At 60.3% G+C, this 11,938-nt stretch carries 10 protein-coding genes; 8 read left to right on the top strand and 2 right to left on the bottom strand.

What is annotated here, in order from left to right:
- The first annotated feature begins 21 nt into the window (after positions 1–21).
- The 3 genes from AB0P14_RS07010 to AB0P14_RS07000 all read left to right on the top strand — a co-directional run bounded on the left by AB0P14_RS07010 (position 22) and on the right by AB0P14_RS07000 (position 3,371).
- Positions 22–1,080: an LLM class flavin-dependent oxidoreductase gene (locus tag AB0P14_RS07010; RefSeq protein WP_363839643.1), complete on the top strand. Its 1,059-nt coding sequence runs from the start codon at positions 22–24 to the stop codon at positions 1,078–1,080.
- A 543-nt stretch (positions 1,081–1,623) separates the two neighbouring features.
- Positions 1,624–3,120: an inorganic phosphate transporter gene (locus tag AB0P14_RS07005; RefSeq protein WP_363839640.1), complete on the top strand. Its 1,497-nt coding sequence runs from the start codon at positions 1,624–1,626 to the stop codon at positions 3,118–3,120.
- On the top strand, positions 3,117–3,371 hold the full coding sequence (locus tag AB0P14_RS07000) for a hypothetical protein (RefSeq protein ID WP_363839637.1): 255 nt from the start codon (positions 3,117–3,119) through the stop codon (positions 3,369–3,371). The genes AB0P14_RS07005 and AB0P14_RS07000 overlap by 4 nt, the downstream gene beginning before the upstream one ends.
- Positions 3,372–3,461: 90 nt before the next feature.
- On the opposite strand, the gene AB0P14_RS06995 is transcribed toward AB0P14_RS07000, so the two are convergent.
- Positions 3,462–3,920, bottom strand: a complete 459-nt coding sequence (locus tag AB0P14_RS06995) for a hotdog fold thioesterase (protein ID WP_363839634.1) — start codon at positions 3,918–3,920, stop codon at positions 3,462–3,464.
- On the opposite strand from AB0P14_RS06995, the gene polA reads away from it, so the two are divergent.
- Both polA and AB0P14_RS06985 read left to right on the top strand, forming a co-directional pair.
- Positions 3,919–6,702 (top strand): DNA polymerase I, encoded by a 2,784-nt coding sequence (gene polA / locus AB0P14_RS06990; protein WP_363839632.1) that lies wholly within the window; start codon positions 3,919–3,921, stop codon positions 6,700–6,702. The genes AB0P14_RS06995 and polA overlap by 2 nt on opposite strands.
- Positions 6,703–6,772: 70 nt before the next feature.
- Positions 6,773–8,119 (top strand): GNAT family N-acetyltransferase, encoded by a 1,347-nt coding sequence (locus tag AB0P14_RS06985; RefSeq protein ID WP_363839629.1) that lies wholly within the window; start codon positions 6,773–6,775, stop codon positions 8,117–8,119.
- Between the two features lie 75 nt (positions 8,120–8,194).
- Here AB0P14_RS06985 and AB0P14_RS06980 read toward each other — a convergent pair whose 3' ends face one another.
- Positions 8,195–8,962 carry an ABC transporter permease gene (locus AB0P14_RS06980; protein ID WP_363839626.1) on the bottom strand — a complete coding sequence of 256 codons (768 nt, stop codon included), beginning with the start codon at positions 8,960–8,962 and terminating at the stop codon, positions 8,195–8,197.
- Positions 8,963–9,201: 239 nt separating this feature from the next.
- Here AB0P14_RS06980 and rpsA point away from each other — a divergent pair, with 239 nt between their 5' ends.
- The 3 genes from rpsA (at position 9,202) to AB0P14_RS06965 (ending at position 11,936) form a co-directional block, all read left to right on the top strand.
- Positions 9,202–10,680, top strand: a complete 1,479-nt coding sequence (gene rpsA, locus AB0P14_RS06975; protein ID WP_363839623.1) for a 30S ribosomal protein S1 — start codon at positions 9,202–9,204, stop codon at positions 10,678–10,680.
- A gap of 224 nt (positions 10,681–10,904) precedes the next feature.
- Positions 10,905–11,534: a DUF805 domain-containing protein gene (locus tag AB0P14_RS06970; protein WP_363839620.1), complete on the top strand. Its 630-nt coding sequence runs from the start codon at positions 10,905–10,907 to the stop codon at positions 11,532–11,534.
- A 36-nt stretch (positions 11,535–11,570) separates the two neighbouring features.
- The gene (locus AB0P14_RS06965; protein ID WP_363839617.1) at positions 11,571–11,936 is read left to right on the top strand and encodes a hypothetical protein; all 366 of its coding nucleotides are present in this window, start codon (positions 11,571–11,573) and stop codon (positions 11,934–11,936) included.
- The last annotated feature ends 2 nt before the right edge of the window (positions 11,937–11,938 follow it).

Raw genomic sequence — 11,938 nt, 5'->3', positions numbered from 1 at the left:
TATTTGGATTGGATGGTTCTCATGGCCCCCAGCACTTCTCAACCCCGGCAGATTGAACTGGGCTTGGACACTTTTGGTGACATCACCCTCGATGCCACCGGCACGCCCAAGCATGCCGCGCAGGTGATTCGTGACGTCGTCGAACAAGCCGTGCTGGCCGACAAGTTGGGCCTTGACTACTTTGGTGTGGGCGAACATCACCGCGATGACTACGCCATTTCATCCCCGGACATGGTGCTTTCTGCCATCGCAGGTCAGACCCAGCAAATCCGGTTGGGTTCGGCCGTGACGGTGCTCAGCTCCGATGATCCGATCCGCGTCTTCCAGCGTTTTTCAACGCTCGACGCCGTTTCTTCAGGCCGCGCCGAAGTCACCTTGGGCAGGGGGTCCTTCACCGAATCCTTCCCTCTGTTTGGCTTTGACCTGGCCAACTACGAGGAACTCTTTGAGGAGAAACTGGAACTCTTCAACGAGCTGCGCAAGGAAGGGCCCGTGAGTTGGAGCGGGAACACGCGTCCGGCCATGCACAGCCAAATGGTGTATCCGCACACCGAATCGGGAGCGCTCAAGACCTGGGTCGCCGTTGGCGGTAGCCCGCAGTCGGTGGTGCGGGCCGCGCACTATGGCATGCCGCTGATGCTGGCCATCATTGGTGGGGAACCGGCACAGTTCACCCCCTTTGCCGAGCTTTACCACCGGGCCCTGAAGGAATTTGGCCAGCCCGAACAGCCCATCGGGGTCCACTCGCCGGGCCATATCGCTGAAACTGACCAGCAGGCCATGGATGAGCTGTGGCCACACTACGCAGCAGCTCATGGCCGTATTGGCCGCGACCGCGGCTGGCCGCCCCTGAGTCGGGCCGAGTTTGACGCCACGGCCGGCCCCAGCGGTGCACTCATGGTGGGCTCGCCCGAGACCGTCGCCAAAAAGATCACTACGGTGGCCACCTCTCTTGGGCTGTCCCGCTTTGACTTGAAGTACAGCCATGGCACGCTCCCGCACGAGGCCATGATGAAGAGCATTGAGCTGTACGCCACCGAGGTCGCTCCGCGAGTTCGCGAAAATCTCAGCAGGGCCTAAGTCCTCGCCAAGGCCTACGTCAGGGGAGGGTCCGTGCTCAATCCCGGGCGGGGCTGGGCCTGGGCGGGGATGTGCCTAGGCTCGGAACCAGCCAAAGTTAAGTCAGCTTGAGTTAAGTCAGCATGAGTCAAGAGGTGAGTTTCAGCGCAGGAGGCGTGCTGAAACTCACCTCTTCGGCGTTAATGCGGCGTTGATCCGGATTCGAATTCGTTTCAATTCATCTTTGATCGAGCGTTGATCGCAGGTTCGGGCCTAACGTGATCAACTAAACACTATTCGTCGAAGGATTTGGCGGCTGTGCCGTGCTGACGCGCCATGGCGGTTGTGCGGGTGCGGTGAACTCGCCGATCCGGTACCGGGGTTAACTCCTTGTTCACTTTCCGTTAACCTGATGAGGGGGTGCTGGACACTTAAGAGCCAAAATCGTCGTAGGATCGTAGCGGTTGGGTTCGCCATCATTGCCGCAAGTCATGGGCGTTGGCATGAGTTTCCGACTTCACAATTTCGAATTCACGCTTACGCCCTCTCAAGATTGGATCGCGGGTGGATCTCACCTTCATGGTCGTGCTAGTCATAGCACTGGCCCTCTTCTTTGACTTTACGAATGGCTTTCACGACACAGCCAATGCCATGGCAACTCCCATTGCCACAGGCGCCATCAAGCCCAAGACCGCGGTGGCACTCGCTGCCATCTTGAACTTGGTAGGTGCCTTCCTCTCAACAGAGGTGGCCAAGACCATTTCCGGTGGCATCATCAATGAAGGCGGGCCCAACGGCGTCGCCATCACCCCGGAAATGATTTTTGCCGGATTGATGGGCGCGGTGTTGTGGAACTTGCTGACCTGGCTGTTGGGCCTGCCATCAAGTTCTTCCCATGCCCTCTTCGGTGGCCTGATCGGTGCAGCCATTGTGGGCACTTGGTCACTGGGAGCAGTGAATTTCATGGTGGTGGTTTCCAAGGTGCTGCTGCCGGCCATTCTCGCCCCGACCATTGCCGGGCTGGTGGCGTTCCTGTGTACCAAACTGGCCTACGGCATCACACGTCGCCACGACCCGGACTCCGGTGACAAGCTCACGCAGAAGCGTGGTGGCTTCCGTCGCGGACAAATCTTCAGTTCATCTCTCGTGGCGTTGGCACACGGCACCAACGACGCCCAGAAGACCATGGGTGTCATCACCTTGGTCTTGGTGGCTTCCGGTATGCAACAGGCTGGCACCGGCCCGCACATTTGGGTTATTACCACCTGTGCGATCGCCATTGCAGCAGGCACCTACGCCGGTGGGTGGCGGATCATCCGGACCCTCGGTTCCGGACTGACAGATGTCAAGCCCGCACAGGGCTTCGCCGCTGAAACCAGCACCGCCGCTGCCATCCTGGCCTCCAGCCACCTTGGCTTCGCACTGTCCACCACGCACGTTGCTTCCGGTTCCGTGATTGGTTCGGGTCTGGGCCGTAAGGGCTCCACCGTGCGGTGGGGCGCGATCGGCAAGATCGGTATTGCCTGGCTCTTGACGCTGCCAGCCGCTGGCCTCATCGGTGGCTTGGCGGCCTTGCTGATCCGCACCGGAACCGTCGGGCTGATCATCGTTGCTGTTCTGGGACTTGGGGCCATCCTCGCCATGTTCGTCATCTCCCAGCGTGAGGTGGTGGACCATAGTAACGCCATCAGCGATGTTGATGCCGTGGGCGAGGCCATGCACATTCCCAGCAAGAAGGAACGTGACCGCTTGGCCGCTAAGGCTCGTGCGGCCCAGAAGGTCGCCGACAAGGCTGCCAGGCGTGCCGCGGAAACTGATGCTGCCCGCACCGTTGCCCAGTCTGCCCTGGACCGCGCCGACACGGCCGTACTCAAGGCCATGACCCAGGCGGCTCTGGATGCAAAGGCACCCAAACCCGTGGCTTCCCCGAAGCAGGCGGCACAGCCCAAGCCTGCAAAAGCGAAGGCGCCGCAGGCGAAGGCCGCGCAGCTAGACGAACAGCAGGAGAGTGCCACGCTAGACAACGGAGTGCCTGCTAAGGCTACGGAGGACAACAAGTGATTGACTGGTTTGGATTTGTCACAGTGGGCCTGACAACCCTTGTTGGCGCCGGTTTTGTGGTGACCATGTACTCATTGGGTGTCCGGTTCACGGCCGTCAGCGGCGATGACGACGGCCGCCACAACCTTGCAGCCAAATGGGGCTCCTACATTTGCTTTGGCTTCTGCGTGCTGGCTGTTCTGGCTGGCATCGTCTTGATCGTGCCAGCTCTGAGCAAGGCAGCAGAAACCATCATCGGCAACATTTTCTAGTCCCTTTTGTTCGTCAACGTTCGACGCCGGGCACTCACCTTTTCGCTACAGCGGAAGGTGAGTGCCCGGCGTCGAACGTTAACGGGAGGTTTAGGAGGCCAGAATCATGTTCGTGATGCGGCAGGTGGAGAGGCGCTGGCCGGTCGCATTGGTCATGACTACCTCGTGCGTTGTGAGGGTGCGGCCCAGATGGACAGGCGTGGCCGTGCCGGTCACTAGGCCGCTGGAGGCGCCACGGTGGTGTGTGGCGTTGATCTCAATGCCCACCACGCGGGAGTTTGGTCCGGCATGGAAAAATGCGGCAAAGGAGCCCAGCGTTTCGGCTAAAACCACGTGCGCGCCGCCGTGGAGCAGGCCCGTCACTTGAGTGTTTCCTTCCACTGGCATGGTGGCGACCATGGAATCGGCGCTCATGTGGGTGAAGACGATCCCCATTTTTGTGACCAGCGCGCCTACTCCATGTTGTCCTAACGAGGCGTGAAATTCTGGTGGGATTCCTGCGGCGAGGAGTTCTTCGGTCATAGGGTGCGGTGTGGATTTATTGCTCATGATGACTAGGCTTGCACTTGTGAGTGAATCTGCCAAGACGGCCCCCCTGTCCACTGTTGCACCGAGCCCGGCCTCAGCCCCTGTCGCCGGCCTGCCTGGCGGTGAAACGCCGCGCCTGCTGGTCATTGATGGCCACTCCATGGCCTTCCGTGCTTTTTATGCCTTGCCGCCGGAAAACTTTGCCACCGACACGGGCCAGCACACCAACGCCGTGCACGGATTCACCTCCATGTTGCTGACCATGATTCGTCAGCAAAAGCCCACCCATGTGGTGGTTGCCTTCGATTTGGACACCCCCACCTTCCGTTCGCTGGAATACACCGAGTACAAGGGTGGTCGGAACAAGACGCCCGAGGAGTTCTACGGGCAGATCGATTTGATCATCAAGGTCATGGCGGCCATGCGGATCCCCACCATTTCCGTGGACGGCTTCGAAGCCGATGACATCATCGCCACCTTGTCCACACAGGGCGAGGAAGCCGGCTGGGACGTGCTGGTGGTCTCCGGTGACCGTGACGCCTTCCAGCTCATCACCGACAAGGTGCTGGTGCTCTACCCCAAGAAGGGTATCTCCGACATTCCGCCCATGGACGCCGACGCCGTTGAGGCCAAGTACCTGGTGCCGCCGAACCGCTATTCGGATCTGGCCGCACTCGTGGGCGAAACTGCCGACAACTTGCCCGGTGTGCCCGGGGTGGGCCCCAAGACGGCGGCCAAGTGGCTCAAGCTCTACGGCAGCCTCGATGGCATCCTTGAAAACCTGGACGCCATTGGCGGCAAGGTGGGGGAGTCGCTGCGCACGCACGTTGAGGACGTCAAGCGCAACCGTCGCCTGAACCACCTGCTGCGTGACATGGAGCTGCCGGTCGCCATCACCGACACCGTGCTGCAGGCCCCGGACCGTGAAGCCGTCGAGGAACTCTTTGACGCCCTGCAGTTCAACACCCTGCGCAAGCGCCTCTTTGATTTGTTTGGCGAAGAGGAAGCGGTCGACGCCGGCGAGGCTCACCAGGTGCCTGCCCACCAGGTGGTCACCGAGGCGGCTGCCCTAGCGACATGGCTTGCTGCGGGGCCTGCTGCAGGTGCTGCGGGCGCAGCCGTCGCTGTGGAGGTGCTCAGTGAAAAGGCTGGCCTGGCCCATGAAGCTGTTGCGGTGGCGCTGGTACGTGCCGATTCCGCCGTCGTGGTTGATCTGGGTGCCGCTGATGCGGCGCTGGAATCTGAGCTGGCTGTTTGGCTGGCCTCCGATGCGCCGAAGGTAATCCACGAGTACAAGGAAGCATTCAAGGCCCTGTCGCTGCGAGGCCTTGCTGTGGCGGGCGTGGTCGATGACACCTCCCTCTCTGGCTACCTAATTCAGCCGGACCGCCGCAGCTACGAGCTGGCTGAGCTTAGCCAGGTTCACCTGAAAGTGTCTTTTGAGGCAGCTGCCACTGAGTCCGGGCAACTGGATCTGGGGCTGGAAGGCGATTCTAAGTTTGCCGATGCCGTCCAACGCGGCTACGTTGCACTGTTGCTAAGTGAGCATTTTGCGCCGATTCTGGTTGAGCGTGGGGCCGAGCGTTTATTGCACGAGCTGGAACTGCCTCTGGCGGGAATTCTGGCGACGATGGAATTGACGGGCATTGACATCTCGCAGGAGCGCCTGGCCACGTTGCTCGCCGACTTCACTGCGGCCATGAACGCCGCTCAGGAGGCCGCCTTCGCTGCGATTGGACATGAGGTCAATCTGGGCTCGCCCAAGCAATTGCAGCAGGTCCTCTTTGAAGAGTTGGGTCTGCCCAAGACCAAGAAGATCAAGACCGGCTACACCACCGATGCCGCTTCCTTGAAGATGCTGTTGGAGAAGACCGGGCATGAGTTCTTGGCCCAGCTGATGGCCCACCGTGAGGCCTCGAAGCTGAAGCAAATGGTGGAAACCCTGAAGAAGTCTGTGGCCGAGGATGGTCGTATCCACACCACCTACGCGCAGAATGTAGCCGCCACGGGCCGCTTGTCCTCCATCAACCCCAACCTGCAAAACATTCCGATCCGCACCGAAGAGGGTCGCCGGGTGCGGGACATTTTCGTGGTCAGCGAAGGCTACGAATGCCTGCTGGCAGCTGACTACTCGCAAATTGAAATGCGCATCATGGCGCATCTTTCCGAGGATGCCGGCCTGATTGAGGCCTACGCACTCGGTGAGGACCTGCACCGTTATGTGGGTTCCCATGTGTTCGGTGTGGCTCCGGAAGAGGTCACCTCCGCTATGCGTTCCAAGGTCAAGGCCATGTCCTATGGCTTGGCGTACGGCTTGACCAGCTTTGGCCTGTCCAAGCAGCTGGAAATCTCGGTGGATGAAGCTCGCACTCTGGTCAAGGACTACTTTGACCGATTCGGTGGCGTCCGCGACTACCTGCGCGGTGTGGTGGAACAGGCTCGCGTTGACGGCTACACCTCCACCATTGAGGGCCGCCGCCGTTACCTGCCCGATCTGGCCAGCACAGACCGTCAGCTGCGTGAGCTGGCCGAGCGGGTGGCGTTGAACTCACCCATCCAGGGTTCTGCGGCCGACATTATCAAGGCCGCCATGCTTGGGGTCGATGCGGCGTTGCGGAAGCAGGAGCTGAAGTCGCGGATGCTGTTGCAGGTCCATGATGAATTGATCCTTGAAATCTGGCCGGGGGAGCTTGACGCCGTCAAGGCTCTGGTCATCGAGCAGATGGGTGCCGCGGCGGAACTGAAGGTGCCTCTTGAAGTCCAGGTGGGCGTGGGCGCCAGCTGGAACGACGCCGGGCACTAATAGTTAGACGCTGATAGTTAGACGCTGATAGTCACAACGCCTTACTGGGCATGAAGGATGAGGAACCGCAATGACGCAGAGCCATGATCCGGCGGGCAGCCGAAACCCACGGTCGTTTCCCTACGAACTGCGCACCTTTCCATCGCGGTTGGTGGATGGAAAGGTGCCCGCCGAGGTGGTTGCTTGGATGCAGGCCGTCTCGCTGGGGTTCCACGGTGACACCTTGACCGAGGAGTTGCTGGCCTTCTACGGGGCTGCTGAGGAAGCTGATGGCCGGATGGTCACCGGTGCGTACCTCAGCGGAACCGGCGCCCCGGCCAGGGCTTGGGGTGAGAACTATCCGGTGGCCACCTACGCCTACCACCGCAAGAGTCTGAACGTAGGTGCGGGCACCTTACTTCCTGTCCACCAGATCACTGCTGTGACAGTGCGCCCAAGCCACCGCCGTCGTGGGTTGCTCAGGGCCATGATGGACTCGGACCTGTCTCAGGCCAAGGCCGCGGGCCTGTCCATTGCGGCGCTGACAGCCTCCGAGGCCACCATTTACGGACGCTTCGGCTTCGGGGTGGCAACTCATTCCAACACTGTGGAAGTCACGGTCAAGGGTGGACTTGAGCTCATTCTCCCGGCGGCTGCAGCCCAGGGAATGGTGGAGATTGCCGATGTCCTGGTGGTGCGGGAGATTCATCATGAGATTTTTGCGCAGGTTCATGCCCTCAGCTACGGCTCCATTGGGCGCCAAGACATGTATCGCCAGCTGGCTTCAGGGCAAGGAAAATACGGGTCCATAGATCCGATCAAGAATATTCGGGCGGCGCTGCACTATAACGCGGCCGGGGTGGTGGACGGCTATGTCACCTATAAGCCCACAGATGAGAAGCACCGATCCTCTGTTGAGATCATTGATTTTCTGGCCGTGAGCGATGCTGCGTATCTGGCGTTATGGAACTATTTGGGGTCCCTGGATTTGATCGATGTGATCCTCTGGGACATGGCACCGGTGGTGGATCCGCTGGAATGGGCCATGGCGGCCAAACGCCTTTACAAGCGCACAGCCACCGAAGATCACCTGTGGCTGCGGATTCTGGATACCCCAGGAGCGCTTGCTGCCCGGCAGTACACGGCCGACGGAACCATCACGATCCACGTGGGTGACCCGCTAGGCCATGCGTCGGGAATTTTCCGGATCGAGGTAGTGCACGGTAAAGCCACCGTGACACGCTGCGCGGAAGACGGTTCGGTGGAGCCGGAACTGAACATGGGTGTCAGCGAACTTTCCAGCCTGTACCTGGGCACCGTCTCAGCGCGAACGTTGCAGGCTGCTGGCCGGGTACGTGCCACAGACCCCGCCGCGGTGGCCGTCTTTGACACCCTTTTCGCCGCACCGGCGCCACCGCATTGCTTGACCAACTTCTAACTGCCCGCGCCTTCTAACTGGGCGCGCTGCGGGTTAGCTTCTGCAGGCTGGAACTTGGGCTTTCACTCCTGCGAGTTAGGCCCTCTGGCTGGGGTGGCGCCACGCGTCGCGAGAGCCCAACCAGAGGGAGACAGCTGCGGCGAGGGCATTGACCAGCAAGAGTGAAATAAGTACCAACAGCTGAATGAGTCCGGCGTCGATGGGGGCGGCACCGCCCAGGATCATTCCTACAAAGGCACCCGGCAATGTCACCAAGCCTGCGGTACGGGTCTGATCGAGCGTGGGAATGATCGCCTCCCCAGCCACGGGGCGGGCAACCATGAGGCGTGCGGCCGGCCACTGGAAGCCCAGCGCCACGGCTGCTTCCACTTCATTATGGCGAAGCGAAAGTTCATCGCGAATACGCCGCCCAGATAACGTCACGGCAGACATTGCCCCGCCGATCTGCTGGCCGAGGATGGCGATGATGGCCAGTGCATTGAACGGGACCACGCCGAGGGCAAACATCATGGCCGCCACGGGGATGACTCCCGCCGCGATGGGAATTGCGGCAAGCCACCAGCGGCCATCTGGCGCCACCCGCCGACCGGACGTCCAGGCGGCCACCACGAACATCACGGTGACAAAGGCAAAGGCCCACGGGCCGCGGCCGGAAAGCCACGCTATGACAAGCACCACAGCTGCCAGCTGAACCAGCGCACGCAGCCCCGCAAAGAGCATGTCCCACGGGGATCTTCCAAGCGCAATCCGCCACAGTGCAGCGGCCAAAATCAGCATGATGGCAAGCAGAATCCACGCGTTCGGTCCGAGAATTAGAAGCGTCGAGTCCACCACCTTTGACATTATGGTAAGCCGTCGGCGAACTTTTGCGCTCCTTGCCCCAAACAACTAGACTAAATAGGCATGTCATGCGTGAAGTGGGCCGGAGAACCCGGCAGATTTCGTACAAGTCGTGCAATCACGATCAGCAGGAACCCCTGCAACCATAATAATTTTCGGACCCGATCCGGCATGGACGCGATACCTCGCGGCCTAGCCCCGGGTTCGTCGAAACCAACTATCCACATCGGAGCCCCTACTACATGACCATCACGACCCCCGAGAAGACTAGTACTCCTGTTGTTGCAATCAACGACATTGGTACTGCTGAAGAATTCCTCGCCGCAGTAGATGCAACCATCAAGTACTTCAACGACGGAGACCTCGTCGAAGGTGTTGTTGTCAAGGTTGACCGCGACGAAGTTCTGCTCGACATCGGTTACAAGACCGAAGGTGTCATCCCCTCCCGCGAGCTGTCCATCAAGCACGACGTTGATCCCGGTGACGTTGTCGCCGTTGGCGATCAGGTCGAAGCCTTGGTCCTCACGAAGGAAGATAAAGAAGGCCGCCTGATTCTCTCCAAGAAGCGCGCTCAGTACGAGCGTGCCTGGGGCGACATCGAGAAGGTCAAGGAAGAAGACGGTGTCGTTACCGGTACCGTCATCGAGGTGGTCAAGGGTGGTCTTATCCTCGACATCGGCCTGCGCGGCTTCTTGCCCGCATCGCTGGTCGAGATGCGCCGTGTGCGCGACCTGGCTCCCTACATCGGTCAGCAGATCGAAGCCAAGATCATCGAGCTGGACAAGAACCGCAACAACGTTGTTCTGTCCCGCCGTGCCTGGCTCGAGCAGACCCAGTCCGAGGTTCGTTCCACGTTCCTCAACAAGCTGGAAAAGGGCCAGGTTCGTCCCGGCGTTGTTTCCTCCATCGTCAACTTCGGTGCATTCGTGGACCTTGGCGGCGTAGACGGTCTGGTTCACGTTTCCGAGCTGTCCTGGAAGCACATCGACCACCCGTCCGAGGTTGTCGAAGTTGGCCAGGAAGTCACCGTCGAGGTTCTCGAAGTGGATCTGGACCGCGAGCGTGTATCGCTCTCGCTCAAGGCTACGCAGGAAGACCCGTGGCAGACCTTCGCCCGCACCCACGCCCTCGGGCAGGTTGTACCGGGTAAGGTCACTAAGCTGGTTCCGTTCGGTGCGTTCGTTCGCGTTGAAGACGGCATCGAAGGCCTGGTTCACATCTCCGAGCTGGCCGTGCGCCACGTTGAGCTGGCCGAGCAGGTTGTCTCCGTTGGTGACGAACTGTTCGTCAAGGTCATCGACATCGACCTGGAACGCCGCCGCATCTCGCTGTCCCTCAAGCAGGCCAACGAAGGTGTCGACGTCGACTCCACCGAGTTCGATCCCGCACTCTACGGCATGGTTGCCGAGTACGACGAAGAGGGCAACTACAAGTACCCGGAGGGATTCGATTCCGAGTCCAACGAGTGGCTTGAAGGCTACGAGACTCAGCGTTCCGTCTGGGAGCAGCAGTACGCTGACGCTCAGGCTCGCTGGGAAGCCCACAAGAAGCAGGTTGCCGAGCACGCCGCAGAAGATGCAGCTGCTGACAACGCCGGTGAAGGTGGCGAGTCCGCAGGGACTTCCTACTCCTCCGAGCCTGCTGCAGCTGACGCCGGTGCCGGTACCTTGGCATCGGATGAGGCACTTGCTGCTCTCCGCGAAAAGCTGACCGGAAACTAATTTCGACGCCAGCAAGCACCGCCCCATGAAAATGAGGTTTTGCTGACTTGAGTGAGGGTCCCCGCCATTGGCGGGGGCCCTCACATACTTAACGCTCGTTGTCCTCGTGATGAGGTGCGTCCTTGGTCGATTGCTCTGGTGCGCGCTCGGAGCTGTGGCGACAATGTCAGTGCCCAATAGATAAGATAAACAGAACACACGATCACATATGGGGGAGACAACGCATGACAACGAATTATCCAGGCGGGCACCAAGACAACCCGGTGCCCTACACGCCGCCCTCCACGGCTCACATCACCCCTGGTTATTTCAGTCAGGCCACCCCGCCACCCACCTTTGACGTGGTCCCGGTACAGGAAGCTGCCGCGCCATCATTTCCACAGGGACTCGTGGCGCCTCAGCGTGGGAACATTGCGGGACCTGTTGCAGCCATCAAGAGCTTTTTCAAGCAGTACGCCGTCTTCAGTGGACGATCCACACGAAGCGAATTTTGGTGGGTCCAGTTGTTCCACTTCGTCGTGCTGATGGTGGTTAGCGTCCTGTTTGGGGCAATTGACGGTTCAGGGGCTTCCGCCTTGGCCGGCCTCATCATCGTGCTCTACGGACTGTACATGCTGGCCATCATCGTGCCGTCACTGGCCTTGTTCGTTCGGCGGCTGCACGACGCCAACATGAGTGGTGGATTCCTGGCCCTAGGCCTGATTCCCTATGCGGGAGCATTGGTGGTCTGGATCCTCGCCTGCCTGCCCAGCAACCCCCAAGGTGCCAGATTCGATAAGATGCCTTATCTGCTGCCACCCACCCAGCCGCAAGGCAACTACCAGCAGGGCAACCACCCGTACCAAGACCGTTAGCAGACCCTGTCTTAAAATCCTCCGTAAGGAACCGTTGTGTCAGCAACTTCATGGCTGAAAGTGACCCGCCCCGATGATGGTGAAACGGTGGGGTATCTGGAGCCGTTAACGGCCGACTACTCGCACGTCCAACCCCGGAACCTGCTGGGACACCCAGTGGGCCGAGCAACGGATTTTCTTACTGCTGAGGAACGTCTTGCGGATCGGGGAATCGGTGAACTCGCCGAGGGCTGGCAGCTGCGAGATGCAGAGCCCGCGCTCCGAGGTGGTGTAGCCATTGTTGAGGTATCCCCGGACGGCATATTAGTAGCTGACGCACAGTTGGTGAAGGCCCTGGTGGCCGGTCCACGTGTCAACGTTCCATGGCCGGATCTGGAAGGTCGGCTCAGCCTGGATTTGTAGGG

The organism is Specibacter sp. NPDC078709, assembly GCF_040686795.1.
Taxonomy (GTDB): domain Bacteria; phylum Actinomycetota; class Actinomycetes; order Actinomycetales; family Micrococcaceae; genus Specibacter.
The sequence above is the reverse complement of the archived record's forward strand: the minus strand, read 5'-3'. Positions and strand labels throughout refer to the sequence as shown.